Genomic DNA, 25,774 nt, shown 5'->3' with positions numbered 1-25,774 from the left:
GGTGCGCCCGCGAGGCCGCAGTCACGGATATCGAGGCGGCGTCGTCGGCCGCCAACCGCGGGAAACCATCGCATCCCAGGCCCGCTTGATGATCTCGGCGTCGCGGTCCTCCTTGATCACCTGATCGACGATCCAGCCGAGACTCCTCGCTTGCCGCAAAGCGCGAATGTCTTTCGCATATTGCCGGCGAGCGCGATGCTGATCCCCGTCGTACTCGGACACCACCATGTAGTCGTCCCAACCCATGTCCGCCCAGCGGATGACTCGGGCATTCGCACCGACAATCGGAATCTGCGTGGCGGGCTTGGGCAATCCCGCATCGATGTACAACAGCCGGAGCCAGGTTTCCCTAGGCGAGGCCGCCCCGCCATCCACAAGCGGTAGCGCGATACGCAACGCTTTGAGGCCGCGCGCACCGCAATAGCGTTTGGCAAGTAGTGCTACGTCCTCGGTTGAATATGGTGCGGCCCGTGTCAGCGCGTCGAGTCTGGCGACCGCCTGACTTCTGGGGAGATATCGGCCTAGGTCGAATGCCGTTCGCGCAGGTGTTGTCACAGGTAACCCCGCGATTTTGGTGATTTCATCAGGCGCCACCGTCTCGTTGCGCACCACGAGTCCCTGCTGGGGGCGTAGACGTGGCGATATCAGCTCGATCGGCGTATCCACGTCCACCCAGGAAGCACCGTGCAGAGCCGAGGCTGCGACGCCGGAGATGACGCCGTTACGATGCGATCGCAGCCACGCGCCCCTGATCCGATCTCGCAGCGAGAGCTCGGAGTCCTTTGAGATGTACACATCGCGGAAGACGGTCCGATACCACCGACGCAGTTGGTGCTCGGTGAGCTTGCCTTCGGCGAGGGCTTCGCTGCCCAGAAAGACGTCCCCCATGCGCGAATACTGCACCCGCGCACCGACACCTTCGCGAGATGTACGTTAACGAGGAAAAGTGCGAGAGGCGGCCGCGCTAACGTACGTTTCGCGGAAAACCCGCGGAAACTCGCCGCGCTACGCCAGCGCGCGGCGGCCCGCCAGCGCCCGGCCCAGCGTCAATTCGTCGGCGAACTCCAGATCACCGCCCATCGGTAAGCCCGACGCGATCCGGGTCACGGTCAACCCCGGAATGTCGCGCAGCATCCGCACCAGATACGTCGCGGTGGCCTCCCCCTCGGTGTTCGGGTCGGTCGCGATGATCACCTCGGTGATGTCGACGCCGTCGACGCGTTCACCAATCCTGTTGAGCAGCTCGCGAATCCGCAGTTGATCCGGTCCGACGCCCGACAACGGATCCAGCGCACCTCCGAGCACGTGGTAGCGGCCTCGGAACTCGCGGGTGCGTTCGACGGCCTGCACGTCCTTGGGTTCCTCGACCACGCACACCACCGACCCGTCGCGGCGGGCATCCGAGCAGATGCGGCAGCGGTCGTCGTCGGATACGTTGCCACACACCGCGCAGTGTTTGACGCCGTCGCGCACCTTCGACAGCACCGCGGTCAACCGGTCGATGTCGGGCGGCTCGACCGACAGCAAGTGAAACGCGATCCGCTGCGCGCTCTTCGGCCCGATGCCGGGCAGCTTGCCGAGCTCGTCGATCAGGTCTTGGACCGGGCCCTCGAACAATTACATTCCCGGCAGACCCAGGTCGCCCATCCCGCCCGCGAGCGGCCCGAGCCGGTCGTGCGCCAGGATGGTGACCTGCTTGGCCGCGTCGGCGATGGCGCCGACGATGAGGTCCTGCAGCGTCTCGGCGTCGTTCGGGTCGATCACCTTCGGGTCGATCGACACCGCGACCACCTCGCCGCTGCCCTTCATGGTGACCTGCACCAGCCCGCCGCCGGCCTGACCGTGCACCTGCGAGTTGGCCAGCGCCTCCTGCGCCTCCATCAACTGCTGCTGCACCTGCTGTGCCTGGGCGAGGAGCGCCGACATATCGGGCTGGCCTCCGGGCTGCATGCCTCCGGGTTGCATGACGGTCCCCTTGCGTATTGGTCTCGACTTGGTTGCTGTCGCCCGCATGGGGCGGTTTGGCCTTTCAGCGTAGTCGTGCTCGAGGCTACGGTGACGCCCGTGCTTGCCCGCCTGCGTGTCGGCGCCGCCACAGCAATACGCGGCTCAGCCGCGGTGGCCGCCGGTCTGATCGTCGCCGCGTCGACGCTCATCATCCCTGCCAGTGACGTCCGCGCCGCCCCGTCCAACATCGCCGGCAAGATCGTCTTCCTCGACCCCGGCCACAACGGCGCCAACGACGACTCGATCGGCCGCCAAGTGCCGACCGGCCGCGGCGGCACCAAGGACTGCCAGGCCAGCGGCACGTCGACCGACGACGGCTACGCCGAGCACACGTTCACCTGGGACACCACCTTGCGCATCCGCCAGGCGCTCACCAAGCTCGGCGTGCGCACCGCGATGTCTCGTGGCAATGACAATGCGCTCGGCCCATGTGTCGACCAGCGCGCCGCGATGGCCAATTCGCTGAAGCCCAACGCGATCGTGAGCATCCACGCCGACGGCGGACCTCCGACGGGGCGCGGTTTCCATGTGCTGTACTCCTCGCCGCCGCTCAACCAGGCGCAGGCGGGGCCGTCGCCGCGGTTCGCGCAGATCATGCGGGACCAGCTCAAGGCGTCCGGCTTCGTGCCCGCCACCTACATCGGCGAGGGTGGGCTCAACCCGCGCTCGGACATCGCGGGCCTGAACCTCGCGCAGTACCCGTCGATCCTGGTCGAGTTGGGCAATATGAAGAACCCGGTCGACTCCGGGCTGATGAAGACGCCCGAAGGCAGACAGAAGTACGCCGACGCGGTAGTGCGCGGCATCGCGGGGTTCCTGGCCACCAGCTAGCCGCTTTGCGCTCTAAGGGGTTGATTGCCTGCACCGCAGGTGCTTGTTAATCGACCCTTAACGAGATTCCCGCTCGACGTGGGATTTGAGGTTGGCCAGCACCTCGTCCTGGATCCTGCGCAGACCCAGCGGCGCGAACGTCTTCTCGAAGAAACCGCCGACCCCGCCGGCGCCCTGCCAGGACGTCTTGACGGTGACCGACGACCCCGGACCCGCAGGCGCCACGGTCCAGTTGGTGATCATCGACGAGTTGGCGTCCTTCTCGATGACGGTGTGGCCCGCGACGTCGACGTTGGCCTTGACGTCACGCACCCGCGACTTGGTGGCCTGCAGTTTCCACGTCGCGACCGAGCCCGCACCCTGTCCGCCTTCGAGCACCCGGTAGTCGCGGTAGTGCTCCGACAGGATCTTGGGGCGCACGGTCGCATAGTCGGCGATCGCCGCCAGCACCGTCTCCGGCGGCGCGTCGATCAAGACCGTGCTGGCTGCGCTGACCTGTGCCATCTGGATATCTCCTGGTTTGATCGTGCGGTCGCATCGGCTGCGAACGCCGACTAGCGTATATCTGTGTCTGCTGATGAGACCGACGCACGTGCTGCCCACGCGGCGGGGGTCCAGCGGCTGCTGGCCAGCTACCGGGCGATCCCGCCGAACGCCACCGTACGTCTTGCCAAACCGACCTCCAATTTGTTCCGGGCTCGCGCCAAGACCACGACCAAGGGACTCGACGTCTCGGGCCTGACCGGTGTCATCTCCGTCGACCCCGATGCTCGCACCGCCGACGTCGCCGGCATGTGCACCTACGAGAACCTCGTCGCGGCCACCCTGCCCTACGGGCTGTCCCCGCTGGTGGTGCCGCAGCTGAAGACGATCACCCTGGGCGGGGCGGTCACCGGGCTCGGCATCGAGTCAACGTCGTTCCGCAACGGGTTGCCCCATGAGTCGGTGTTGGAGATGGACATCCTGACCGGCACCGGCGAGGTGCTCACCGCCTCCCCCGACCAACACGTCGAGCTGTATCGGGCGTTTCCCAACTCCTATGGCACGCTTGGCTATTCGGTGCGCCTCAAGATCGAGCTGGAGACCGTCAAACCGTTCGTCGCGTTGCGCCATCTACGTTTTCACACGCTCGAGGACATGGTCGCCGCCATGGAGCGCATCGTGGCGACCCGCGACCACGACGGCACACCAGTGGACTACCTCGACGGTGTGGTGTTCTCCACCGACGAGAGCTATCTGGTGTTGGGCACGCAGACCTCGACGCCGGGTCCGGTCAGCGACTACACCGGCCAGCAGATCTACTACCGCTCGATTCAGCATTCCGAGGGCGCCAAGGACGATCGGCTCACCATCCACGACTACCTGTGGCGATGGGACACCGACTGGTTCTGGTGTTCGCGCGCGTTCGGCGTGCAGAACCCGCGGATCAGACGGATCTGGCCGCGGCGCTTGCGGCGCAGCAGCTTCTACTGGAAGCTGATCGCAGTCGACCAGCGGTTCAACGTCGCCGACCGCATCGAGGCACGCACGCTCTCCAGGCCGACCAACCCGCTTCGCGAACGGGTCGTCCAAGACATCGAGGTGCCGATCGAGCGGACCACCGAGTTCCTGCACTGGTTCGTCGACAACGTGCCCATCGAACCGATCTGGTTGTGCCCCCTGAAACTTCGCGGAGACCAGAACTCGGGCGACACCTGGCCGCTGTATCCGATCCGGCCCGACCGCACCTACGTCAACATCGGTTTCTGGTCGTCGGTGCCGGTCGGCCCGGATTGGCCAGCCGAGCAGGGCCACACGAACCGACTCATCGAACGTAAGGTCAGCGAACTCGACGGGCACAAATCGCTGTATTCCGATGCGTATTACAGCCGCGACGAGTTTGACGACCTCTACGGCGGTGAAACCTACAAGACCGTCAAAAAAAGTTATGATCCCGACTCACGTCTCCTCGACCTGTATGCGAAGGCGGTGCAACGACGATGACGACGTTCAAAGAACACTCGACTTCCACACCTACCCGCAAGTTCACGCTCGCCGAGATCCTCGAGATCCTCGCCGGCGGCCGGTTGCCGCTGCGGTTCAGCGCGTACGACGGCAGCACGGCCGGGCCGCAGGACGCCTCGCTGGGCCTGGACCTGTTGACACCGCGCGGCACAACGTATCTCGCCACCGCGCCAGGGGATCTGGGGCTGGCGCGGGCGTACGTGTCAGGTGATCTGGAGGCCCGCGGTGTGCATCCGGGCGACCCCTATGACCTACTCAAGGCGCTCGCGGACAAGATGGAGTTCAAGCGGCCGTCGCCGCGGGTGCTGGCCAACATCGTGCGATCGCTGGGCTTCGAGCACCTCAAGCCGATCGCGCCGCCGCCGCAGGAGGCACTGCCGCGGTGGCGTCGCATCGCAGAAGGGTTGCGGCACAGTAAAACCCGTGACGCCGAAGCCATCCACCACCACTACGACGTGTCCAACACCTTCTATGAGTGGGTGCTGGGCCCGTCGATGACCTACACCTGCGCCTGCTATCCGCACGCCGACGCCACGCTGGAGGAGGCGCAGGACAACAAGTACCGGCTGGTGTTCGAGAAGCTCAACCTCGAACCCGGTGATCGCCTGCTCGACGTGGGGTGCGGCTGGGGCGGCATGGTGCGCTACGCCGCGAGCCAGGGGGTGTCGGCGGTCGGCGTGACGCTGTCCAAGGCGCAAGCCATCTGGGCGCAGAAGGCCATCGCCGAGGACGGGCTGTCCGATCTGGCCGAGGTGCGCCACGGCGACTACCGCGACGTGCGCGAATCCGGTTTCGACGCGGTGTCCTCGATCGGTCTGACCGAGCACATCGGCGTGCACAACTACCCGGCGTACTTCCGGTTCCTGCGCTCGAAGCTGCGCACCGGCGGGCTTCTGCTCAACCACTGCATCACCCGCCCCGACAACAGGTCCGCGCCGACCGCAGGCGGCTTTATTGACCGCTACGTGTTTCCCGACGGCGAGCTCACCGGCTCGGGCCGCATCATCACCCAAGCCCAGGACGTCGGCCTCGAGGTGGTGCACGAAGAGAACCTGCGCAACCATTACGCGCTCACGCTGCGCGACTGGTGCCGCAACCTCGTCGAGCACTGGGATGAGGCCGTCGCCGAGGTGGGCCTGCCGACCGCCAAGGTGTGGGGGCTGTACATGGCCGGCTCGCGGCTGGGCTTCGAGACCAACACCGTTCAGCTGCACCAGGTGCTTGCGGTCAAGCCCAACAACCAGGGCGACGACGGCGGTCTTCCGCTGCGCCCGTGGTGGACGGCCTAGCCTTTCGTCGCTAGCCGTCGATGCGGCGGGCACCCAGTTCGTTCTGCAGCAGTTCCAGCGCGGCTTCTTCGGGGTCGCGACGCGGCGTCTCGGAGGTTTCGCTGCTGGCCTCGGCCAGCATGCTCTCCTCGTCGTCGTGGTGCTGGCTGGGCGCGGGGGAACCGGGGCTGGCCGCAGCGGGGGTGGGCGGGGCGGCACCCGCCTCACACCGAATCTTCCAATCGACACCGAGGACGTCCTTGAGCGCTTCCCGGATGATGTCGGAGTTTCGCTGTTCGACAAGGCGTTTGGCCAACGGCGCGGAGGGGTGGCTGAGCACCAGCGTGTCGCCTTCGACGGCGAGCACGGTGGCGCCGTCGAGCATCACGTCGGTGGGGCGCCGCAGGTTGCGTACCTTCTCACGCACCGTGCTCCACACTCGGCGCACCGCGGCGGCGTCGAGCCCGGTGGCCGCCGGCGGGGCCGCCACGACCGGATCCGACGGTGGCCGCACCGGCGGCGGTGACGACGGCGGTTCCGGTGCCGACGCGGGCGGTGGCGCCGACGGGCGTTCCGGCGCGGGCGCGGGTTCGGGTGGCGGCGCCGCGGGTGTGGCCTCGGGTTGCGGCGTCGGCGGCGGCGCGTGGCTCTTGCGGACGAACTGCTTGGGCGCCGACGAACCCACCGCGTCCGATGCGGGTATCGACACGTCGAGGCGCTTCTCGATGCGCTCAACGCGTTGCAGCAGCGCCGATTCGGTGTCGCTGGCCGAGGGCAGCAGCAGGCGCGCGCACACCACCTCGAGCAGCAGCCGAGGCGCGGTGGCGCCGCGCATCTCACCCAGCCCGGCGTGCACCACCTCGGCGTAGCGGGTCAGCGTCGCGGTGCCGATCCGCTCGGCCTGCTCGCGCATCCGGTCCAGCACGTCCTCGGGTCCGTCCACCACCCCGCGGGCGATCGCGTCAGGCACCGCCTGCAACACGATCAGGTCCCGGAAGCGTTCCAGCAGATCGCTGGCGAACCGGCGCGGATCGTGGCCCGCGTCGATCACCGACTCGACGGCACCGAACAATGCGGCGGCATCCCCGGCCGCCAGCGCGTCCACCGCGACGTCGATGAGCGCCACATCCGTGGCGCCCAGCAGCGCCAGCGCCCGCGAATAGGTGATGTGGTTGCCCGTCGCACCCGCTTCCGACCCTGCCAACAGCTGGTCCAGCACCGAGAGGGTGTCCCGCGGTGATCCGCCGCCGGCCCGGATGACCAGCGGATAGACGGCGTCGTCGACCTGGACCTGTTCCTGCGCGCAGATCCGTTCGATCAGCCCACGCATGATCCGCGGCGCCAACAGCCGGAACGGATAGTGGTGGGTGCGCGAGCGGATGGTCGGCAGCACCTTCTCCGGTTCGGTGGTGGCGAACACGAAGATCAGGTGATCCGGTGGCTCCTCGACGATCTTCAACAGCGCGTTGAAGCCCGCGGGGGTGACCATGTGCGCCTCGTCGACGATGAAGATGCGGTACCGCGACTGGGCGGGGGCGTAGAAGGCCCGGTCCCGCAACTCCCGGGTGTCGTCGACGCCGCCGTGGCTGGCCGCGTCGAGTTCGACGACGTCGACGCTGCCGGGACCGTTAGGCGCGAGCGCCACGCAAGAGTCGCACACCCCGCACGGGGTCGGGGTCGGCCCCTGCGCACAGTTCAGCGAGCGGGCCAGGATGCGCGCCGACGACGTCTTACCGCAGCCGCGCGGCCCGGAGAACAGGTACGCGTGGTTGATGCGCCCGGCCGTCAGCGCGGTGCACAGCGGTTCGGTGACATGCTCCTGGCCGACGACCTCGGCGAAGGTCGCGGGCCGGTACTTGCGGTAGAGCGCCACGCTTCGCAGGCTACCCAGACGCGCCGACAAGCGCCTCGGTGGCCGCCAACAACGCGCAGGTGGCCAAACCGTCGATCGCCTCGCGCAGCTCGGGCTCGGGCGGGAACGTCGGCGCGATCCGAATATTCTTGTCTTCCGGGTCTTTTCGATACGGGAATGTGGCACCGGCCTCGGTAACCGCGATGCCTGCGTCCTTGGCCAGCGCGACCGTGCGCCGAGCGGTGCCGGGCAGCACGTCCAAACTGATGAAGTAGCCGCCCTTGGGTTCGGTCCACGACGCGATCTTGGACTCGCCGAACCGGTCTTCGAGGATCTCCAGCACGGCCGCGAACTTGGGGGCCAGCAGCTGCTGATGGCGTTGCATGTGCAGCCGCACCCCGTCGGCGTCGCCAAGGAAGCGCAGGTGGCGAAGCTGGTTGACCTTGTCCGGGCCGATGGATTTCTTGCCCGCGTACTGCAGATACCAGGCGATGTTGCCCAGCGAGCCGCCGAGGAAGCTGACGCCGGCGCCGGCGAAGGTGATCTTGCTGGTCGAGGCGAACACCAGCGGGCGGTTCGGGTTACCCGCGGCCTCGGCCAGGCCCAGCACGTCGATGCTGCGTTCGAAGTCGTGGGTCAAGGTGTGCACCGCGTACGCGTTGTCCCACATCAGCCGGAAATCGGTTGCCGCGGTGCGCATCTGGACCAGCCGACGCACGGTCTCCCAGGAGTACGTCACGCCGGTCGGGTTGGCGTAGACCGGCACGCACCACATGCCCTTGATCGCGGGGTCGGCGGCCACCAGCTCCTCGATCAGGTCGACGTCCGGGCCGTCGTCGCGCATCGGCACGGGAATCATCTCGATGCCCAGCGTTTCGCAGATCGCGAAATGCCGGTCATAGCCGGGCACCGGGCATAAGAACTTGACCGCCGGTTCGGCGCCCCACGGCCGCGCCGAGTCCATGCCGCCGTGCAGCATCGAGAACACCACGACGTCGTGCATCAGCTCCAGGCTGGCGTTGTTGCCTGCGATCAGGTTGGGCACGGCGATGCCGAGCAACTCGCCAAAGATCGCGCGCAGTTCGGGCAGGCCGTGCGCGCCCCCGTAGTTGCGGGTGTCGGTGCCGTCGGCGTCCCGGAACGCGTCCGGGCCCGAGCCGGGCAGCTCGAGCAGGGCGTTGGACAGATCGAGCTGGGCGGAGGACGGCTTGCCGCGGGTCAAATCCAGCTTGAGGCCCTTGGCCTGCAGCTCGGCGTAGTTGCGCTGTTGCTGCTCATGCTGTGCGGCGAGCTCGTCGGAGCCAAGCGACTGAAACGACACAGTGCGCCTTTCACTTCGAGCCATGGACAGAGCGGAAAAATTGAGGGGACCCCGCGCACCCGCCAGAGCCCATTGACCCTTGCTGCCTTCCGGCCCTGGGGGAGTTCACAGGATGGACGCCACGCGGGGTCCGAGGCGAGTCTAATACCACCGCCGCGGACAACTTGACGGCCATATGGGCCAGGTCGGTTACCATGGCCCGCGGAGGATTCGCCTAGTGGCCTATGGCGCTCGCCTGGAACGCGGGTTGGGTTAATAGCCCTCGCGGGTTCAAATCCCGCATCCTCCGCACGCGGCCCGGGGTGCGACGGTTACGGTCGCACCCCGGCCAAGAAAACACCGACCAGCGCTCACGGGGCGCGTAGGAGGGGCATGAGCCGCACCATCGCGGTGATTTGGCACGCGTTGTTCTCTCTGATTGCCGGTGTCCTGTACTTCTTTTTCGTGCTGCCCCGCTGGTGGGAGCTGGTAGGCACTACCTCGCACACGCTGGGCACCGTGGCGCGCATCGTCGTCGGCGTGCTCATCGGCCTGGCCGCGCTGCCTGCGGTGCTCGAATGGGTGCGCACCAGGAAACCGGAGTTGCGCACACCTCAGTTGGCGCTGCGACTGCGGGTCACCGCGACAGTGCTGCACGTCGTCGCGGGGGTGCTGATCCTGGGCGCGGCCATCAGCGAGATCTGGCTTTCGCTCGACACTGCGGGCCAGTGGTTGTTCGGCAGCTACGGCGCGGCCGCCGCGATCGCGCTGCTCGGTGTCTTCGCGTTCTATTTGGCCTATGTGGCCGAGTTGCCGCCCCCGCCGCCGAAACCGCTGAAGACCAAGAAGCCGCGGGGCCGTCGCGGCCGCAAGAAGGACGACGAGCAGGGCGGCGCGGTCGGCTCGGTCGACGACGAGGCAGAAGCATCAGCTGAGGCCGACGAGGCCGAAGAGACCGATGGGGCGGATGAGGACGTCACCGGGGACACCCCTGCGGAAATCACCGCGGAAGACTCGGCCGGTGACGCATCCGACGACGATGAATCGGACGGCGACGACACTTCTGCTGGCGATGACGACGACGCCGCCGGATCGGCGTCCACCAACGGGAAACTTCGCAACCGGCGTCCTTCTGGCAAAGCCGAGCCGACCCGCCGACGGCGCCGACGGCTGCGTGGTGGCGTCGCGCTAGACGATTAGCTACGCACTTTTCGGGCAATATGGGCGCATGGGCAATTACCCCAACCGTCGCCCGCGACCGGTGCTGCTGATCGCGCTTGCCGCGATTCTGGCGCTGTTCGCGCCGCTGAGCCCGGCGACGTCCATGGCCGCACCCGCAGACCCGCTGGCGGCGGCAACACAGGTCGAACCCGCCGTCGTGCGCCTCGACACCGAGATCGACTACCAGAACGCGATCGGCAACGGCGCGGGAATCGTGCTCGATCCCAACGGCCAGGTGCTGACCAACTTCCACGTGGTGTCGGGCGCAGACCGCATCAACGCCACCGTCGCGGGGCGCACCTACCCCGCCGAGCTGATCGGCTATGACCGCCGCCACGACATCGCGGTGCTTCAACTGATCGGTGCGCTGGGGTTGCCCACCGCCCCGATCGGTGACTCCACGACGTTGACGGGCGGTGAGCCGGTGGTCGCGCTGGGTAACGCGATGGGCAGCAACCGGCCGCTGACCCGCGAGGTCGGCACCATCACCGGATTCGGTCGCACCGTCAACGCCGAGGACACCCTGACCGGAAGCAAGGACGAGCTGACCGGGCTGATCGAGTTCGCGGCGCCCGTCGTCGCCGGCGACTCCGGCGGACCCGTGGTGAACGCGGCCGGCCAGGTCGTCGGGATCACGACGGCGGCGTCGGTGAACTACCGGCTCGGCCCGGGCGGTGAAGGCTATGCGATCCCGATCAACGACGCGATGGCCATCGCCGACCAGATCCGCGCCCGGATCCCCTCCGACAGCGTGCACATCGGGCCGCCGGTGCTGCTCGGCGTCGGCGTGCGCACGGCACAACGTGGCCCCGGCGTATTCATCGCCGAGGTGCTGCGTGGTGGCGCCGCCGACCGTGCGGGGTTGGTCGACGGCGACATCCTGCTCTCCCTCGACGGCGTGCCCTTGGACTCGGCCACCGCGCTGACCTACGTGCTGGACCGCCACTACCCCGGTGACGTCCTCGACGTCACGTGGCTCGATCGCGGTGGTCAGCAACGCACGGGCAAGGTCGCGCTCACCCCGACGGTCTGATCGGCGACGCTAGTCGCCGGCGGCTCGAGAATCCATCAGAATCCGTGCCACGCCGGCGATCAGCAGGCCGAGTTCGAAATCGAACTGTGCTTCGGCGTCGTAGACGTCGGTCCGCGCGGATTCGAGCACCCTGCGCAGCGCCGAGTAGGTTCCCTCGGGTTCGTGTTGCAGCGCGACGGCGGTCTCGGCGCGGTGATGGTGTACGCCGGACTCGGTCTGCGCGGCGATGCTCTGCGCTGCCGACTGCGCGATGTTGGAGGCGGCCGTGAGGGCGTGGCGAGCGCTGTCGGGATCCAGACCCGCGGTGAGCAGCGTGTCGAGCAGCCGATCGGCCAGCGACAGCGCCGCCGTCGCGCTGAGACCTCGTAACTGGGTGAAGTCGGTGGACATTCCGACTTGGACCAGCCCATCGCGAAACGCGACGGCGTAGGCGCTCAGCACCGCGCGCCAGTCGCCGGTGACCGGCAATTCGACGGTATCGAGTTCGCGTTCGAACCGATCGAGCAACACCAGCGTGAGCAGCCCTTCACGATCACCGACGTAGTAGTGCAGCGCCTTGCGGGTGACCCCGAGTTCGTCCGCGACGGCCTGCATGGTCAAGTCGTCGGTCGCCAGGCGCCGCGCCGCCGCCACGATCTTCCTGCGGCTGATCCGGGGTGGACGGCCCCGGGCTCGCCCACTCATCATTGCAGCCTAAAACGGAAGCGCATGACTTTTCGCCGCTCGGTAAAAAGCTGCGTCTCGACACCAGATCACCTTATGCTGTGCAAGTGCCAAACACTGCTTACCGCGTCGTCCAATGGACCACCGGAAACGTCGGAAAGAGTTCGGTGAGGGCGATCGCCAAGAACCCGAACTATCAACTGGTCGGCCTCTACGCGTGGTCGAACGACAAGGTCGGCCGCGACGCCGGCGAATTGGCCGGGCTCGAACCGCTCGGAGTCCAAGCCACCGACGACGTCGACGCGCTGCTCGCGCTGAAGCCCGAGGTCGTGGTCTACAACCCGATGTGGATCAACGTCGACGAACTGGTGCGGATCCTGTCGGCCGGAGTGAACGTGGTGTCGTCGGCGTCGTTCATCACCGGGCACAACCTGGGCGCCGACCGTGACCGGCTCGAAGAGGCGTGCAAGAAGGGCGGCGCCACGCTGTTCGGTTCTGGGGTGAGCCCGGGCTTCGCCGAACTGCTCACCATCGTCGCCGCGTCCGCGTGTGACCGCGTTGACAAGATCACCATCGCCGAGTCCGCCGACACCACCCTCTACGACTCCCCCGACACCGAGCGGCCGGTCGGCTTCGGCACGGCGATCGACGATCCGGATCTGGCGCCGATGGCCGAAACCGGGACCGCGGTGTTCGCCGAGGCGGTGCGGCTGGTCGCCGATTCGCTCGGTGTCGAGCTCGACGAAATCAAGTGCGTGGCCGAATACGCGCAGACCACCGAGGATCTCGTGATGACGTCGTGGACCATCCCTGCGGGTCACGTCGCCGGTGTCTACGTCAGGTGGCAGGGGATCGTCGACGGCCGAAACGTGGTCGAGATCAGCGTGCGGTGGAAGAAGGGCCAGACGCTGGAACCGGACTGGCCGATCGACGGTGACGGCTGGAAGATCACCATCGACGGGCGGCCCACGGTCAACATGACGGTCGGCTTCCTGCCGCCGCAGGACATGATCGAACAGGCCGCCTCGATCGAGGACTTCTTCGAGCTCGGCCACATCATGACGGCCATGCCGCCGATCCACGCGATCCCCGCCGTGGTCGCCGCCGCACCAGGCATCGCGACCTACAACGATCTGCCGCTACCGCAGGCCCGCGGCGTCGTCCCGGCGAACTAGGGCCGGCCCTTCGCTTTGACGATCGGATCTCGGTAGCGCGCACCGTATTTCGGCACGGCAGCCGGTCCGGCGCGCCGCGCGACGCTGATCGCGCTGCGCAACGGGCCGGCAAGACCCGCGAACGACGCCATGTCCAACACCATCGGCGTCAACAACCGGTTGTGGACGAACGCGAACGCGCTGCCGGTTTCCGGGTCGGCCCAGCCGAGCGTTCCGCCCAGTCCGATATGGCCGAATCCCTTGAGCAGACCGGGGATCGGCGACTCGTGGTAGCCGAGGTGAAACGGCATTGGGAAACCGATGTTGAGGTCCGGCCACGGCTTGGGCTTGCCGATCAGCCCGCGGGCCAGCTCTTCGGAGAGAAACTGTGTGCCGGCGATCTGGCCTTGGTTGGCGATCGCGGCGTACATCTTCGCCAGCGCGCGGGCGGTCACCACGCCGTTCGCGGCCGGGACCTCACCGTCGAGGAACGGGATATCGCCTTGGACAAAGGATTTGACGCCGGGAAAGAACATCGCGCCGAAGGCTCCAGAAAGCGGCAGCCCGGCCACCCTGGGCGCGACGAAGTTGAACACTGGGTTGGCCCGGCTGCTCTGCGGCGCGAGGATCTGCGCCACCGTGGTCGGTGAGCCGGCGGGCGGGCGGCCCAGATGCAGCCCGTCGGTGTTGAGCGGACGCGCCACCTCCTCGCGGATCAACTCGCGCATACCGCATCCGGTCACCGCGCGCGCCAGGCCGGAGAGCAGCCAACCGTAGGTCAGTGCATGATAGGCGGGCCGGCCGCGCAGGTAGTCGACGGCGGCGGCGGCCATCTTGGCCTCCATCACCTCATGGTCCAACAGTTCATCCTTGGTGAGGCCGCCGGGCAGGTGCGACAGCCCGGCGCGGTGCCGCAACACATCACGCACCGTGATGTCGGCCTTGTTGTTGGCGCCGAACGCAGGCCAGTACGTCGCGACGGGCTCGTCGTAGTCGAGCAGGCCGCGGTCGGCGAGCCGATGGATGACGGTGGCCGCCACCCCCTTGGTCGCGGAGAACACCATCGCGCCGGTGTCGGCTGTCCACAGCTGCTCACCGCGGCGGTCGGACCAGCCTGTCCAGACGTCGACGACCGGGCGGCCGTCGATGAAGACCGCCAGCGCGCCGCCGCCGAACCGCCGACCCGGGAACATCCCGGCGAAAATCCGCACGACCGTCGCAAACCGCGCGTCGGCGGCGCCCAGCACGCCGCGCGGCAGCCCCTCCTTGGCGCGCAGCAGCGACGGCCTGCTCATCGTCAGCCGGTCACGTCCAGGACGTTGGCGTTGAGCTGCGCGGCCGGAGGGCCTTCCAGCGTGACGTCCTTGAGGATTTTGGCCTGGTCCTTGTGCACGGTGAACTCGCCCTTCTGCGGCTCGTTCCCGCCGATCACCTCGTAGAACACCGTGAACGGTGTTTCCGGGAGCGGATGCAAGCCAATGTATTTGGGCTGAATCGTGTACTGGTAGGTGCAGCCGCCGCCGGGTTGGCACTGTTGGTCGGTCACCACCACGTCGACGTTGAACTCCGTCGGCGTCGGCACCTTGGGTGGCGGCGGAGCAAGCGTGGTACGCGGCGTGGCCTGCGGTGCGGGGTCCTGCGACAGGCCGCCGGTGATCACCACCGCCGCAATGCCGATGCCGCCGCCCACCATCGCCACCAGGGCCAGCGCGGCGAGCAACTTGCGAAGCACCGAAACCTTCATATGCATAGCAAACCGTGTACGGGCGCTTCGCGTCTAGCGATCCGCCACCGGGTTGCCGTCCTCGTCCCAGTGGGCGGCCACCTTCTTGCTGGGCTGGACCCGAGGCGGTTCACCCGGCATCTTCGGGTAGCTCGGCGGATAGGGCAGGTCACCGAGGCCGCGTTCGTTGTCGGCCTCGACCATCTCCAGCAGCGGTGCCAGCGACTGCGCGGTCTTGTCGATGTCGGCCCACGGGTCGTCGCGCTCTGCCACCAGTTTCGGCACGGTGGACATGGTGTAGTCGTCGGGGTCGGCGTCGCGTAACTTCTTCCACGCCAACGGGGTGGACACCGTCGCGATCGGGGTTTTGCGCACCGAGTACGCCGAGGCAAAGGTGCGGTCGCGGGCGTTCTGGTTGTAGTCGATGAAGACCCGCACTCCCCTTTCTTCCTTCCACCACTCCGTCGTGACGGCATCGGGTGCGCGCCGCTCCACTTCGCGGGCCAACGCGATACCGGCGCGGCGCACCGCGATGAAATCCCAGTCCGGCTTGATGCGCAGGAACACGTGCACACCACGACCGCCCGACGTCTTCGCATACCCGACCAGCCCGAGTTCGTCGAGCAGCGGTTTGAGCACGTCCACCGCCACCGCGGCGGCTTCGGCAAAACCGGTGCCGGGCTGCGGATCCAGGTCGATGCGCAGTTCGTCGGGATGCTCGGTGTCCGGGCAGCGCACCTGCCACGGGTGCAGCGTGATCGTGCTCATCTGCGCGGCCCAGATGATCGACGACGGGTGGGTGATCTTCAGCGCGTCCGCGGTGCGCCCGGAGGGGAACGTGACGACGCAGGTCTGCAGATAGTCGGGACGCTTCTGCGGCACCCGTTTCTGGTAGATCTCTTCACCTTCGATCCCGTCGGGGAAGCGCTGCAGGTGCGTCGGTCGGTCCTTGAGTGCCGTTAGCATCGGACCGTTCGCCACGGCCAGGTAGTAGTCGACAAGCGCGCCTTTGGAGCCCTTCTTCTTGCCGAGTTTTGGAAAGTACACCTTGCCGGGGCTGGTCAGCCGAACCTTGACCCCGTCGACATCGATTTCCTCTGCCGCACTCGCCATTTCAGGACTCCAGAACGTCGTAGAGGTCGTAGTTGATCGGAACGTCGAGCTGGTCGAAGGTGCAGCTGCGCGGGTCACGGTCGGGACGCCAGCGCCGGAACTTCACGGCGTGCCGAAACCGCCTGCCGTTCACGGTGTTTCCCTCCATCTGGTCGTAGGCGACCTCACACACCTTCTCCGGCCGCACCGGGATCCAGCGCTTGTCGGCCGAGGAGTTCCACCGGCTCGGGTCACCTTCACGAAGCTCGTCCCCCTCGCGCAGCGGTTCGAGGTCGGCCAGCAGCTTGAGCCGGTCCTTGGCGGTGAAAGAGGCTGCACCGCCGACCATCTGCAGTTCGTCGTCGTCGCGGTACAACCCGAGCAGGATCGAACCGATACCCTCCCCGCTCTTGTGGATCCGGTAGCCCATCGCCACGCAGTCCGCGTCGCGGGCGTGCTTGACCTTGACCATCTCGCGTTTGCCCGGCAGATAGGGGCCGTCGAGCCGTTTGGCGATCACGCCGTCGAGGCCGGCGCCCTCGAACTCCTCGAGCCACTGCGCGCCGATTTCGGGGTCCTCGGTGGTGCGGGTGATGTGGCACCACTGCTTGGCGTGCAGCGCTTCCGACAGCGCCTCGCGCCGGACGCGGAAGGGCTCCTTGAGCAGCGACGTGTCTCCGGTCGCCAGCGCGTCGAAGCCGATGAAGTGCGCGGGCGTCTGCTCGGCGAGCATCTTGATCCGGCTGGCCGCGGGGTGCACGCGCTGGCTCAGCGACTCCCAGTCCAGCCGGGTGCGGCCGTCGATCTCGCGCGGGACGACGATCTCGCCGTCGAGCACGCAGCGGCTGCTCAGTTCGTCGTGCAGCGCCTCGATCAGCTCGGGAAAATACCGGCCGAGGTCCTTACCGTTGCGCGAATGCAGCACCACCTCGTCGCCGTCGCGGAACACCAACGCCCGGAATCCGTCCCACTTGGGTTCATACGACCAGACGCCTGCCGCGTCGGGAACTTTGGCCTGCGCCTTGGCCAGCATCGGCTCGATCGGCGGCAGCACGGGGAGGTCCACAGGTTCCATACTCACGTAGACCGCCCACGACGAGCAATGTCATCGCGCGAGCAGGCCGTCGACGAGCAACTGGGTGAGCCAGCGTTCGTAGCGCTTCGGCGACCAGCCCCGGTCGATGACGAGCAGCCGGTAGATTTCCGGAGACATCAACGCATAGATGCTGTCGGCGGCCTCAGCCTCCCGAAGACCCGGCCGCAATGCGCCGGCCCTGCCCAGCGCACGGGCCAGCCGCCCCTGACCGGTGCGCCGCTGGCGGTTGAGGTCCTCCAGTAGCGCGGCGGCATCCGGATCAGAGCTCGCCGCGCCGACGAGGATGCGGTAGACCGGCGCGGTGCGCGAGTTCACCTCCGAGGCGATCGCGACGAAACCCGCCACCTGATTACGCGGATCGGGATGGGCGAGAACTGTTTGAACCTTCGTGCGCTGCGGCAATGCCACAGGCTGGTCGTCGCCGGCGATCGACACGTCGAGGATCGCCTTGAGGATGCCGCGCTTGGACGAAAAGAGCCGGTAGATGGTGGCCGGGGGTACGCCCGAGGCGGTGCTGATGGCCTCGACCGTCGTCGCCGCGTAACCACGTTCGACGAACAAGGTGCGGGCGGCTTCGATAACGGCTGCCCGTGCCAGCCGGGTTCTGGCCTGGCTGGGTCGTCCGGTGCTCACCACGAATTGAGTCTATCTCTCTCAAATCAAGAGTGTTACTCTCAATTTGAGACGCGGCCACACACATCGGAAGGACCTATGCATGACGGGCATCGAAGCTGTCGTTCTCGAAACCCCTGACCCCGCGAAAGTCGACGCGTTTGTCGCGGCCGCGTTCGGTGCGGAACTGCCGGTGCGCGCGCGTGCCGGAGACGCGGCGACCACCGGTTTTCGCGGTTTCACGCTCTCGTTGGTGGTGTCGCGGCCGTCCACGGTCGACGCGTACGTCGACGCCGCACTTCAGGCCGGCGCGACGGAACTGAAGCCCCCCAAGAAGTCGCTGTGGGGCTACGGCGGCGGGGTGACCGGGCCGGACGGGACCATCTGGACCATCGCGTCGTCATCGAAGAAGGACCGGGGCCCCAGCGGCGATCAGAAGGTCCATACCATCGAGGAGTTCATCCTTCAACTCGGCGTCGACGACGTCGCAGCCAGCAAGAGCTTCTATGTCGAGCGTGGGCTGGAGGTGGCCAAAAGCTTTGGCCGTAAATATGTTTCGTTCGCACCCGGACCGGTCACGTTGGCGCTCTTAAAGCGTCGCGCGCTGGCCAAGAACGCGGGCGTGTCCGCGGACGGTGCTGGATCGCACCGTATCGTCGTTAACAGCCCGGCGGGAACCTTCACCGACCCCGACGGGTTTAACTGGGAGGTGAGCCGATGACCGATCGCAAGAAACCCAAACTGCTGTCCGGCGGCAACCCGCAGATCCCCAAGGGTGAGGGGAACGGCCCCGTGCAGGACTACATCGCGGCGATGCCCGGCTGGAAGCAAGGGGTCGGTGAGCGCCTCGATGCCCTCATCGAACGCGCGGTCCCCGACGTGCACAAGGCCGTGAAATGGAACCAGCCGTTCTATGGCCACAAGGACGAAGGCTGGTTTTTGTCGTTTCGGTGCTACACCAACTACGTGCAGATCACCTTCCTCAAGGGGGCCTCGCTGGACCCCGTGCCGCCGAAGACTTCCAAACACCCGGAGGTGCGCTACCTGGACATCCAGCAGGACGAACTCGACGAGGACCAGGTCTTCTCATGGATCAAACAGGCCAGCAAGCTGCCCGGCGAAAAGATGTGACTACCCCTGATGGACCTGCCCGTGATGCCGCCGGTGCGGCCGATGCTGGCCAAATCGGTCGCCTCGATCCCACCCGATGCGTCCTACGAGCCGAAATGGGACGGGTTCCGGTCGATCTGCTTCCGCCACGGCGACGAGGTGGAGTTCGGCAGCCGCAACGAGCGGCCGATGACCCGCTACTTCCCCGAACTGGTCGCCGCCGCCGTCGCCGAACTGCCCGACAGGTGCGTCATCGACGGCGAGATCGTCCTACCCATCAGAACTGCGACCGACCACGGCCTCAACTTCGAGGCGCTGCAGCAGCGCATCCATCCGGCGCCCAGCCGCGTCAACCTGCTCGCCGAACAAACGCCGGCGTCGTTCATCGCTTTCGACCTGCTAGCCCTGGGCGACGACGACTACACCGCACGTCCGTTCACCGAACGTCGTGCCGCGCTCACCGACGCGCTGGCGCACTCGGGTCCGTCGTTTCACCTGACCCCGGCGACCACCGACCTGGCGACCGCACACCGGTGGTTCGTGGAGTTCGAGGGCGCCGGCCTCGACGGGGTGATCGCCAAACCCCTGACCCTCGACTATCAGCCCGACAAACGCGTCATGTTCAAGATCAAGCACGAGCGCACCGCGGACTGCGTGGTCGCCGGCTACCGCGTGCACAAATCGGGCGCCGACGCCATCGGCTCGCTGCTGCTGGGCCTCTACCGGCACGACGGCACGCTGGCCTCCGTCGGGGTGATCGGCGCGTTCCCGATGGCCACGCGACGGCAGCTGTTCACCGAACTGCAGCCGCTGGTCACCATATTCGACGAGCATCCGTGGAACTGGGCCGCGCAGCTGGCCGGTGACCGCACCCCGCGCCGCAACGAGGGCTCACGCTGGAACGCGGGCAAGGACCTGTCGTTTGTGCCGCTGCGCCCCGAGCGGGTGGTCGAGGTCCGCTACGACCACATGGAGGGTGAAAGGTTTCGGCACACCGCGCAGTTCAACCGTTGGCGTCCCGACCGCGACCCGCGCTCGTGCAGCTACGAGCAGCTCGAGCAGCCGGTCTCGTTCAGGCTCGGTGACATCGTGCCCGGGTTGGGCGGCGATGCCGGCGAGCCGGACGTGTGATGCTGGCGTCATGGTGATCAGACCCGCGACGGTCGCTGCGGTGGCGCTCACCGGCGCCGCCATCGGATTGGCGAGCCCGGCATGGGCGGACGGGCGACTCGACGGCGAGTACCGGTTCGTCAACGGACCGACGACGAACACGTGGTCGATCACCTCGCAGTGCAATGCCGAAGGCTTTTGTGGCGGAACGGTTTCGAGCTCCACCGGGATGATCGCTCAGATCCGTAGGCAGGCCGACGGCCCATGGCTCGTCGAGCGCCACGATGTCTTCAACGGACGTCTGTGCGCCGACGGCAGCACCGGCCCGGCCGATCTGACGTACTCGTTCGATCCGGCGAGCTTGGCGGGAAGCCTGCGTTACGCGTGGGAGCCCGGTTCTTGCGGCGACCCCGACCCCGGGGAGAGCGAGGAACCGATCAGCCTGCAGCCGGTGTGACGCCGCGAGTGCTTCAGGCGCGCGCGAAGCTCAGCGTCTCGCCACGCACCCCGCCCATCCACAGGTCCTGACAGGCGTCGGCCATCTCGTCGAGACCTTCGATGACCGCGCCGAACACATTGCCCGGCACCCACCCCTGGTCGCCGTTGATCAGCAGGTTGTTGCGCCCGTAGAACAACGCGAGGTCGACGATCGCACCGGTGGTGCCGGTGCCGGTGGTGTTCTCGTAGCCGTAGGCCGGGTTGCCGAGCTGATCGGAGTTGAACGTGAACCAGCACAGGTCTCCCGGGATCGGAGTCACCGTGGTGTTCTCCGGTCCGGGGTCGACGTCGGCGAAACCCGGTAGCAGCGTGTAGATCTCGTTGCGCGCGTACTTGCCGTGGAACACCTGTGCCGATACCGGTAGCGCATCCCACACCGCCGCGCAGGTGCGTGGGGCAGCGGCGTCGAGCAACCGCGCCACACACCTCACGCCCCGCTTGTCCAGGGACACGGTGATCAGCCTGCTCATCGAACTCCTTGTGCGATCAGTTCCGGGGTGCGCCGATGCCAGTCGGTCGCCGCCTCGTACGCGCGGCCCACCCGCAGCACCAGCGCGTCCGCGTGCCGGCGCCCGACGATCTGCAGCCCGACCGGCAGCCCCGCCGAGGTGAAGCCGCAGGGCACGCTCAGCGCGGGCTGCTGGGTCATGTTGAACGGGTAGGTGTAGGGCGTCCAGCTGGCCCAGTCCGGTGACGGCCAGCCGTCCGGCACGTCGGCGCCGGTGGTGAACGCAGGCAGCGGCAGGGTCGGGGTGACCAACACGTCGTAGCTCTGATGGAACCGGCCCATCAGCTCGCCTAGCCGCATGCGCACCGCCATCGCGTCCAGGTACTCCGACGCCGAGAACTTCGCGCCGATCGCGGCGGTGCGGCGCAGCCCGGGGTCGACCCGCTGAGCCCAGGTGTCGTCGAGTGCACCGTAGCCCTGCAGCACCTTCGCCCCACCGGAAAACCACAACACCTGGAAGGCGTCCAGTGGGTCGGCGAAACCCGGGTCGACCTCCTCGACCCGGGCGCCGGCATCGGCCAGGACGCTCACCGCGGCCCGCACGGCGGCGTCGACCTCGGGGTCGTTGCGCACGAAACCGAGGTTCGGGGAGAACGCGACCCGCAGACTCGCGACGCCGTCGTCGAGGCCGACCAGAAACGACTCCGCCGGTGTCGGCATCGCCGCCCAGTCGCGCGCGTCGAACCCGGTGATCACATCCATCAGCGCCGCGGTGTCACTGACGGTCCTGGTCATCGGGCCGGGGTGGGCCAGGGTGCCGAACGGGCTGGGCGGATACGCAGGGATCAGCCCGTAGGTGGGCTTCAGCGCGACGGTCCCGGTGAATGCCGCCGGGATGCGCACCGACCCGCCCGCGTCGGTGCCCACCGACCACACCCCCATTCCGAGCGCGACGGCCGCCGCGCTGCCGCCGCTGGATCCGCCCGCCGTCTTGGTGGGGTCCCACGGGTTGCCGGTCGCCCCGTAGCGAGGTGAGTCGGTGACGCCCTTCCAGGAGTACTCCGGCGTCGTCGTCTTACCGAGCAGCACGGCGCCGGTCTCGCGTAACCGCGCGACGCTCGGGGCGTCCTCGTCCCACGGGCCCGCGGCGTCGATGAGCCAACTGCCGCGCAGGGTGGGCCAGCCCCTGGTCCACAGCGCGTCTTTGATCGACGTCGGCACCCCGTCGCCAGGGCCGAGCGGTTCGCCGCCATGCCAGCGAGCCTCCGACGCCTTGGCCGCCGCCAGGGCGCCCTCGGCGTCCACGAGCACGAACGCATTCACCGCGTCGTCGTGGGATTCGATGGCGGCCAACGCCTCTCGGGTGGCCTCCACCGGCGAGATGGTCTTGGCGCGGTATCCCTGCACCAGCTCGGCAGCGGTCGGGATCATCGCGCACCACTTGTGGGCACGTAGCCGAGCTCCTTGTCGACCACGTTGGCAAGCGGCTCACCGGCCAGCCAGCGCCGCAGGTTGGCCACGAACTGCTCGGCCAGCGTCTCGCGCCAGCCGACCACGTCACCCGACATGTGCGGGGTGATGGTCACGTTCGGGGCCTCCCACAGCGGATGGTCGGGCGGCAGCGGCTCCGTCTCGAACACGTCGAGGGTCGCACCGCCGATCTCGCCGCGCTGCAGCGCGTCCAGCAGTGCCGACTCGACGACCATCGGGCCGCGGGCGACGTTCACCAGGTGCGCGTCGGGCTTCATCGCAGCCAGCACCGACGCGTCCACGAGGTCGCGGGTCGAGTCGGTCAGCGGCGCCGCGAGCACCAGATGATCGCACCAGCCGACCTCGGCGGTCAGGTCGGCGCTGGCCACCACCTCGCCGAAGTCGGGGTCGTCGGGTCTGGCCACCCGGCCCGCGCCGCGCACCTGCATACCCGCCGCCCGCAGCAGCCTCGCGATCTCGCGGCCGATCGCCCCGGTGCCGACGATGAGCGCGCGGCTTCCGGCGATGCCCCGGGTCTCCCGGTGGCGCCATTGCCGGTCGCGCTGCAGGTCGAAGCTGGTGCGGCTGTCCTTGGCGTATGCGAGCACCGCGCCGAGCACGTACTCGGCGATCGGGCGGTCAAAGACGTTACGCGCGTTGGTAACCACGACGTCGGAGTCACGGAGCTCGTCGAAGAGCAGCGTGTCGACGCCGGCGGCCGTGACGTGGATCCACTCGAGTGCCTGGGCGTGCTGCCACACGTCGCGCACCGCGGTGGAGAAGTAGTCCCACAGCAGCACCGCCTGCGCTCCGCGCACCGCGGCGGCGAGGTCGGCGGCGGTGCAGAACCGGAACTCGACGGACAGATCATCGAGGACCGGGGGGCGGTCGGATTCGTCGGCGCACAACACCGCCACCACAGGCGGTTCGAAACCTGGTCTGAGCTGCTCGGATGAGCTATGACACGGGGCGATCGAATCGCTGTCGCGGGTGGTCGACACGTCCCGAAGGCTAAGGACACGCCGTATGATTGTCAACAATCTGTTGCCGGTTTGGCGATCTGGCCTCACACTATGGAAATGACCCTCGGGGAACTGGTGCCGCCCCCACCATTGCAGCAGGTCGGCATAGGTGTTGTGACACCGTATGACTTCGCGTTGGACCGCGAATTATGGCGGTGGGTGCCCGACGACGTCAGCCTCTACGTGACCCGGCTGCGGTATGCGCCGTTACCGGTGACCGTCGACATGGCGGTGCACGTCTCGGACGCCGACAACGTCGTCGCCGGCGCGGCCAACGTGCTCGCGGTCGCGCCGTTGGTGACCGCCTATGCGTGCACGGCAGGCAGCTTCGTCAAGGGCATGGCCGGCGAGGCCGCGTTGGTCGCGGCAATGCAGGCCGCCGGCGCGCCGGCCGCGGTCACCACCAGCGGTTCGATGCTCACCGCGCTGCGGCACCTCGGGGTGCATCGGGTCGCCACCGTCACCCCCTACACGACGGACCTGACCATCGGGTTGACCAGCTATCTGATGGAAGCGGGCCTGGAGGTGGTCGCGACGTCGGGGCTGGGGCTGACCTCGAACATTTGGGCGGTGCCCTATGAGGAAACCGCCGAGCTGGTGCGCAGCACCGACGTGGCTGACGCCGAGGCGATCGTCATCAGCTGCACCAACTTGCCGACTTATGACCTGATCGCCCGATTGGAAGCCGAGCTGAGCAAGCCGGTCGTGACCGCGAACCAGGTGACGATGTGGGCGGCCCTGCGGGTAGCCGGCCGCAAAGCCGTCGGGCCGGGTCAGCGGCTGCTCGAGGCGTAACGAATACGCCTCGAACCGGGGCGGGCAAACCGGGTTGTTAACATTGTCGACAATCTGCCCATCGACACACTCAGCAGAGGGGCCTTTCATGGCGACCGTAGGACTGCTCTACCCCGGGCACAGCGCCGAGGACGACTTCACCACGCTGGCGGACCGGGCCGGTGACGTACGCCTGCCCCTCGTGATCACGTCCGTCGGCGAGGACGCCCACCGGGTGGACGCGCTGCTCGATCTCGGCAGCACCGAACGCCTGGCCGACGGGGTCCGCCAACTCGCCGGTTCCCGCCCGCAGGCCGTGATGTGGGCGTGCACATCGGGCAGTTTCGTGTTCGGCCCGCAGGGCGCGCGGCAACAGGCCGCCAAAGTCGCCGCGGCGGCCGGGGTCCCGGCGTCGTCGACGTCGATCGCGTTCGTCGACGCGCTGCGGCACCTCGACGTCAAGCGCGTCGCCGTGGCCGCGTCGTATCCCCATGACGTCGCCGAGCATTTCGTCGAGTTCCTGTCCGCCGACGGTGTCGACGTGGTGGCGATGGGCAGCCACGGGATCATCACCGCCGCCGAGGTCGGCACCCTCGCGCCGGACCGGGTGATCGAAATGGTCACCGCCGCAGACCACCCCGATGCGCAGGCCGTGCTCGTTCCGGACACCGCGATGCACACGCTGGGCATCATCGGCCGCCTCGAGGCCGCCGTCGGCAAGCCGGTGCTGACCGCCAACCAGGTCACGGTCTGGAAGGGCCTTCAGTTGACCGGGCGGGTGCCGGCGATTCCCGGCATGGGCCGGCTGTTCGAGGAGGTCCGGTGACCGAGTTCATCGCGCCCGTCGAGCAGGAGTCCACGCCCAGCATCGTCGCCGACAAGCTGCGCCAGGCGATCGCGCACGGGGAACTGGCACCGGGCACCCAGTTGGGTGAGGCGGATTTGGCCCGCAAGCTCGGCGTCAGCCGCGGGCCGCTGCGCGAAGGTATGCAGCGCCTGACCCAGGAGGGGCTGCTCATCGCGATCCGCAACCGCGGCGTGTTCGTCATCGACATGACCCCCGCCGAGGCATCCGATATGTACCTGGCGCGCGAGGCCATCGAACGCGCCGCCGCCCGGCGGATCCTGCTGCTGCGCGACTATGCCGCCGCCGGCGACGAGTTGCTGGCCATCGTCGAGGAGATGGCCGAGGCCACCGATGTCGAGGATGGCAGCGAGGCCGATATCCGTTTCCACGAGCGGCTCGTCGAGTTGGCCGACAGCCCGCGGCTGTCTCGGATGCACCAGACCTATCTGGTCGAGACCCGGATGTGCGTGCACGCGCTGGCCGATACCTACGACACCCCGAGCGACCGGGTGGTCGAGCACCAGGCGCTGGCCAGCGCGATCAGGTCGGGCGACGTGCAACTGTCCGACAAGCTGCTGATCGCGCACATGGAGGACGCGGTGGACCGGCTGATCGAGCGGCTGGCCCGCAAGTAGCCCG

General features: G+C 67.7%; 28 protein-coding genes, 1 tRNA gene and 1 other RNA gene. 14 read left to right on the top strand and 16 right to left on the bottom strand.

Going from position 1 to position 25,774, the window contains the following annotated elements:
* Positions 1-21: 21 nt before the first annotated feature.
* The 3 genes from ABQF13_RS06335 to ABQF13_RS06325 form a co-directional block, all read right to left on the bottom strand.
* Entirely contained in the window at positions 22-888 is an 867-nt protein-coding gene (locus tag ABQF13_RS06335; protein ID WP_448392039.1) for a type IV toxin-antitoxin system AbiEi family antitoxin, read from the bottom strand.
* Positions 889-1,005: 117 nt separating this feature from the next.
* On the bottom strand, positions 1,006-1,617 hold the full coding sequence (gene recR, locus ABQF13_RS06330; protein WP_448391854.1) for a recombination mediator RecR: 612 nt from the start codon (positions 1,615-1,617) through the stop codon (positions 1,006-1,008).
* Entirely contained in the window at positions 1,618-1,950 is a 333-nt protein-coding gene (locus ABQF13_RS06325; RefSeq protein ID WP_448392038.1) for a YbaB/EbfC family nucleoid-associated protein, read from the bottom strand.
* A 114-nt stretch (positions 1,951-2,064) separates the two neighbouring features.
* On the opposite strand from ABQF13_RS06325, the gene ABQF13_RS06320 reads away from it, so the two are divergent.
* Positions 2,065-2,838 (top strand): Rv3717 family N-acetylmuramoyl-L-alanine amidase, encoded by a 774-nt coding sequence (locus ABQF13_RS06320; RefSeq protein ID WP_448391853.1) that lies wholly within the window; start codon positions 2,065-2,067, stop codon positions 2,836-2,838.
* 57 nt (positions 2,839-2,895) lie between these two features.
* On the opposite strand, the gene ABQF13_RS06315 is transcribed toward ABQF13_RS06320, so the two are convergent.
* Positions 2,896-3,342, bottom strand: a complete 447-nt coding sequence (locus ABQF13_RS06315) for an SRPBCC family protein (protein WP_448391852.1) — start codon at positions 3,340-3,342, stop codon at positions 2,896-2,898.
* 63 nt (positions 3,343-3,405) lie between these two features.
* Here ABQF13_RS06315 and ABQF13_RS06310 point away from each other — a divergent pair, with 63 nt between their 5' ends.
* Both ABQF13_RS06310 and ABQF13_RS06305 read left to right on the top strand, forming a co-directional pair.
* A complete protein-coding gene (locus ABQF13_RS06310; RefSeq protein WP_448391851.1) occupies positions 3,406-4,821 on the top strand; it encodes an FAD-binding oxidoreductase in 1,416 nt (471 codons plus the stop codon).
* Positions 4,818-6,131 (top strand): class I SAM-dependent methyltransferase, encoded by a 1,314-nt coding sequence (locus ABQF13_RS06305; protein WP_448391850.1) that lies wholly within the window; start codon positions 4,818-4,820, stop codon positions 6,129-6,131. Before ABQF13_RS06310 ends, ABQF13_RS06305 begins: the two co-directional genes overlap by 4 nt.
* Positions 6,132-6,141: 10 nt before the next feature.
* On the opposite strand, the gene ABQF13_RS06300 is transcribed toward ABQF13_RS06305, so the two are convergent.
* The 3 genes from ABQF13_RS06300 to ffs all read right to left on the bottom strand — a co-directional run bounded on the left by ABQF13_RS06300 (position 6,142) and on the right by ffs (position 9,418).
* Positions 6,142-7,983 (bottom strand): DNA polymerase III subunits gamma/tau, encoded by a 1,842-nt coding sequence (locus tag ABQF13_RS06300; protein ID WP_448391849.1) that lies wholly within the window; start codon positions 7,981-7,983, stop codon positions 6,142-6,144.
* Positions 7,984-7,993: 10 nt separating this feature from the next.
* Positions 7,994-9,283 carry an aspartate aminotransferase type Ic gene (locus ABQF13_RS06295; RefSeq protein WP_448392037.1) on the bottom strand — a complete coding sequence of 430 codons (1,290 nt, stop codon included), beginning with the start codon at positions 9,281-9,283 and terminating at the stop codon, positions 7,994-7,996.
* A gap of 40 nt (positions 9,284-9,323) precedes the next feature.
* Positions 9,324-9,418, bottom strand: an RNA gene (ffs, locus tag ABQF13_RS06290) — signal recognition particle sRNA small type.
* 68 nt (positions 9,419-9,486) lie between these two features.
* On the opposite strand from ffs, the gene ABQF13_RS06285 reads away from it, so the two are divergent.
* The 3 genes from ABQF13_RS06285 (at position 9,487) to ABQF13_RS06275 (ending at position 11,516) form a co-directional block, all read left to right on the top strand.
* Positions 9,487-9,572: transfer RNA gene (locus tag ABQF13_RS06285), tRNA-Ser, on the top strand.
* 83 nt (positions 9,573-9,655) lie between these two features.
* Positions 9,656-10,462: a lipid uptake coordinator LucA gene (locus ABQF13_RS06280; protein ID WP_448391848.1), complete on the top strand. Its 807-nt coding sequence runs from the start codon at positions 9,656-9,658 to the stop codon at positions 10,460-10,462.
* A 28-nt stretch (positions 10,463-10,490) separates the two neighbouring features.
* Positions 10,491-11,516, top strand: coding sequence for a S1C family serine protease (locus tag ABQF13_RS06275; protein ID WP_448391847.1), 1,026 nt, complete (start codon positions 10,491-10,493; stop codon positions 11,514-11,516).
* 9 nt (positions 11,517-11,525) lie between these two features.
* On the opposite strand, the gene ABQF13_RS06270 is transcribed toward ABQF13_RS06275, so the two are convergent.
* Positions 11,526-12,200 (bottom strand): TetR/AcrR family transcriptional regulator, encoded by a 675-nt coding sequence (locus tag ABQF13_RS06270; protein WP_448391846.1) that lies wholly within the window; start codon positions 12,198-12,200, stop codon positions 11,526-11,528.
* Positions 12,201-12,286: 86 nt separating this feature from the next.
* Here ABQF13_RS06270 and ABQF13_RS06265 point away from each other — a divergent pair, with 86 nt between their 5' ends.
* Positions 12,287-13,354: an NAD(P)H-dependent amine dehydrogenase family protein gene (locus ABQF13_RS06265; protein WP_448391845.1), complete on the top strand. Its 1,068-nt coding sequence runs from the start codon at positions 12,287-12,289 to the stop codon at positions 13,352-13,354.
* Here the strand turns inward: ABQF13_RS06265 and lipL are convergent.
* The 5 genes from lipL to ABQF13_RS06240 are packed head-to-tail and all read right to left on the bottom strand — an operon-like array spanning position 13,351 to position 17,880.
* Positions 13,351-14,628 (bottom strand): esterase/beta-lactamase LipL, encoded by a 1,278-nt coding sequence (gene lipL / locus ABQF13_RS06260; RefSeq protein ID WP_448391844.1) that lies wholly within the window; start codon positions 14,626-14,628, stop codon positions 13,351-13,353. The two genes, ABQF13_RS06265 and lipL, sit on opposite strands and share 4 nt — an antisense overlap.
* 2 nt (positions 14,629-14,630) lie before the next feature.
* The gene (locus ABQF13_RS06255) at positions 14,631-15,077 is read right to left on the bottom strand and encodes a hypothetical protein (protein ID WP_448391843.1); all 447 of its coding nucleotides are present in this window, start codon (positions 15,075-15,077) and stop codon (positions 14,631-14,633) included.
* A gap of 33 nt (positions 15,078-15,110) precedes the next feature.
* Entirely contained in the window at positions 15,111-16,169 is a 1,059-nt protein-coding gene (locus tag ABQF13_RS06250; RefSeq protein WP_448391842.1) for a DNA polymerase domain-containing protein, read from the bottom strand.
* 1 nt (position 16,170) lies between these two features.
* The gene (locus ABQF13_RS06245) at positions 16,171-17,223 is read right to left on the bottom strand and encodes an ATP-dependent DNA ligase (protein WP_448392036.1); all 1,053 of its coding nucleotides are present in this window, start codon (positions 17,221-17,223) and stop codon (positions 16,171-16,173) included.
* A gap of 30 nt (positions 17,224-17,253) precedes the next feature.
* Positions 17,254-17,880 carry a TetR/AcrR family transcriptional regulator gene (locus ABQF13_RS06240; RefSeq protein ID WP_448391841.1) on the bottom strand — a complete coding sequence of 209 codons (627 nt, stop codon included), beginning with the start codon at positions 17,878-17,880 and terminating at the stop codon, positions 17,254-17,256.
* A 79-nt stretch (positions 17,881-17,959) separates the two neighbouring features.
* Between ABQF13_RS06240 and ABQF13_RS06235 the strand changes: the two genes are divergently transcribed.
* The 4 genes from ABQF13_RS06235 to ABQF13_RS06220 are packed head-to-tail and all read left to right on the top strand — an operon-like array spanning position 17,960 to position 20,533.
* Entirely contained in the window at positions 17,960-18,577 is a 618-nt protein-coding gene (locus ABQF13_RS06235; protein ID WP_448391840.1) for a glyoxalase, read from the top strand.
* Positions 18,574-18,987 (top strand): DUF1801 domain-containing protein, encoded by a 414-nt coding sequence (locus tag ABQF13_RS06230; protein ID WP_448391839.1) that lies wholly within the window; start codon positions 18,574-18,576, stop codon positions 18,985-18,987. Before ABQF13_RS06235 ends, ABQF13_RS06230 begins: the two co-directional genes overlap by 4 nt.
* A gap of 9 nt (positions 18,988-18,996) precedes the next feature.
* Positions 18,997-20,097, top strand: coding sequence for an ATP-dependent DNA ligase (locus tag ABQF13_RS06225; RefSeq protein ID WP_448391838.1), 1,101 nt, complete (start codon positions 18,997-18,999; stop codon positions 20,095-20,097).
* A 10-nt stretch (positions 20,098-20,107) separates the two neighbouring features.
* On the top strand, positions 20,108-20,533 hold the full coding sequence (locus ABQF13_RS06220; RefSeq protein WP_448391837.1) for a hypothetical protein: 426 nt from the start codon (positions 20,108-20,110) through the stop codon (positions 20,531-20,533).
* A 13-nt stretch (positions 20,534-20,546) separates the two neighbouring features.
* On the opposite strand, the gene ABQF13_RS06215 is transcribed toward ABQF13_RS06220, so the two are convergent.
* From ABQF13_RS06215 to ABQF13_RS06205, 3 genes are read right to left on the bottom strand one after another with little or no spacing between them, the layout of a single operon-like run.
* The gene (locus ABQF13_RS06215) at positions 20,547-21,044 is read right to left on the bottom strand and encodes a DUF3830 family protein (RefSeq protein ID WP_448391836.1); all 498 of its coding nucleotides are present in this window, start codon (positions 21,042-21,044) and stop codon (positions 20,547-20,549) included.
* Complete coding sequence (locus ABQF13_RS06210) at positions 21,041-22,453, bottom strand: amidase (protein WP_448391835.1); 1,413 nt, start codon at positions 22,451-22,453, stop codon at positions 21,041-21,043. The genes ABQF13_RS06215 and ABQF13_RS06210 overlap by 4 nt, the downstream gene beginning before the upstream one ends.
* Positions 22,450-23,466, bottom strand: a complete 1,017-nt coding sequence (locus ABQF13_RS06205; protein WP_448392035.1) for a D-2-hydroxyacid dehydrogenase — start codon at positions 23,464-23,466, stop codon at positions 22,450-22,452. The genes ABQF13_RS06210 and ABQF13_RS06205 overlap by 4 nt, the downstream gene beginning before the upstream one ends.
* A gap of 99 nt (positions 23,467-23,565) precedes the next feature.
* Here ABQF13_RS06205 and ABQF13_RS06200 point away from each other — a divergent pair, with 99 nt between their 5' ends.
* From ABQF13_RS06200 to ABQF13_RS06190, 3 genes are all read left to right on the top strand, one after another.
* Entirely contained in the window at positions 23,566-24,309 is a 744-nt protein-coding gene (locus ABQF13_RS06200; protein ID WP_448391834.1) for a maleate cis-trans isomerase family protein, read from the top strand.
* 88 nt (positions 24,310-24,397) lie between these two features.
* Positions 24,398-25,114: a maleate cis-trans isomerase family protein gene (locus ABQF13_RS06195; protein ID WP_448391833.1), complete on the top strand. Its 717-nt coding sequence runs from the start codon at positions 24,398-24,400 to the stop codon at positions 25,112-25,114.
* A complete protein-coding gene (locus tag ABQF13_RS06190) occupies positions 25,111-25,770 on the top strand; it encodes a GntR family transcriptional regulator (RefSeq protein ID WP_448391832.1) in 660 nt (219 codons plus the stop codon). The genes ABQF13_RS06195 and ABQF13_RS06190 overlap by 4 nt, the downstream gene beginning before the upstream one ends.
* Positions 25,771-25,774 lie beyond the last annotated feature (4 nt).

The organism is Mycolicibacterium sp. XJ879 (assembly GCF_053483935.1).
The sequence above is the reverse complement of the archived record's forward strand: the minus strand, read 5'-3'. Positions and strand labels throughout refer to the sequence as shown.

Coding starts and splice junctions, on each gene's coding strand:
- ABQF13_RS06305 (WP_448391850.1), top strand. CDS start 4,818: ATGACGACGTTCAAAGAACACTCGACTTCCACACCTACCCGCAAGTTC.
- ABQF13_RS06220 (WP_448391837.1), top strand. CDS start 20,108: ATGGTGATCAGACCCGCGACGGTCGCTGCGGTGGCGCTCACCGGCGCC.
- ABQF13_RS06195 (WP_448391833.1), top strand. CDS start 24,398: ATGGCGACCGTAGGACTGCTCTACCCCGGGCACAGCGCCGAGGACGAC.
- ABQF13_RS06215 (WP_448391836.1), bottom strand. CDS start 21,044: ATGAGCAGGCTGATCACCGTGTCCCTGGACAAGCGGGGCGTGAGGTGT.
- ABQF13_RS06255 (WP_448391843.1), bottom strand. CDS start 15,077: ATGAAGGTTTCGGTGCTTCGCAAGTTGCTCGCCGCGCTGGCCCTGGTG.
- ABQF13_RS06315 (WP_448391852.1), bottom strand. CDS start 3,342: ATGGCACAGGTCAGCGCAGCCAGCACGGTCTTGATCGACGCGCCGCCG.
- ABQF13_RS06200 (WP_448391834.1), top strand. CDS start 23,566: ATGGAAATGACCCTCGGGGAACTGGTGCCGCCCCCACCATTGCAGCAG.
- ABQF13_RS06210 (WP_448391835.1), bottom strand. CDS start 22,453: ATGATCCCGACCGCTGCCGAGCTGGTGCAGGGATACCGCGCCAAGACC.
- lipL (WP_448391844.1), bottom strand. CDS start 14,628: ATGAGCAGGCCGTCGCTGCTGCGCGCCAAGGAGGGGCTGCCGCGCGGC.
- ABQF13_RS06335 (WP_448392039.1), bottom strand. CDS start 888: ATGGGGGACGTCTTTCTGGGCAGCGAAGCCCTCGCCGAAGGCAAGCTC.
- ABQF13_RS06325 (WP_448392038.1), bottom strand. CDS start 1,950: ATGCAGCCCGGAGGCCAGCCCGATATGTCGGCGCTCCTCGCCCAGGCA.
- ABQF13_RS06270 (WP_448391846.1), bottom strand. CDS start 12,200: ATGAGTGGGCGAGCCCGGGGCCGTCCACCCCGGATCAGCCGCAGGAAG.
- ABQF13_RS06245 (WP_448392036.1), bottom strand. CDS start 17,223: ATGGAACCTGTGGACCTCCCCGTGCTGCCGCCGATCGAGCCGATGCTG.
- ABQF13_RS06230 (WP_448391839.1), top strand. CDS start 18,574: ATGACCGATCGCAAGAAACCCAAACTGCTGTCCGGCGGCAACCCGCAG.
- ABQF13_RS06275 (WP_448391847.1), top strand. CDS start 10,491: ATGGGCAATTACCCCAACCGTCGCCCGCGACCGGTGCTGCTGATCGCG.
- ABQF13_RS06280 (WP_448391848.1), top strand. CDS start 9,656: ATGAGCCGCACCATCGCGGTGATTTGGCACGCGTTGTTCTCTCTGATT.
- ABQF13_RS06235 (WP_448391840.1), top strand. CDS start 17,960: ATGACGGGCATCGAAGCTGTCGTTCTCGAAACCCCTGACCCCGCGAAA.
- ABQF13_RS06250 (WP_448391842.1), bottom strand. CDS start 16,169: ATGGCGAGTGCGGCAGAGGAAATCGATGTCGACGGGGTCAAGGTTCGG.
- ABQF13_RS06225 (WP_448391838.1), top strand. CDS start 18,997: ATGGACCTGCCCGTGATGCCGCCGGTGCGGCCGATGCTGGCCAAATCG.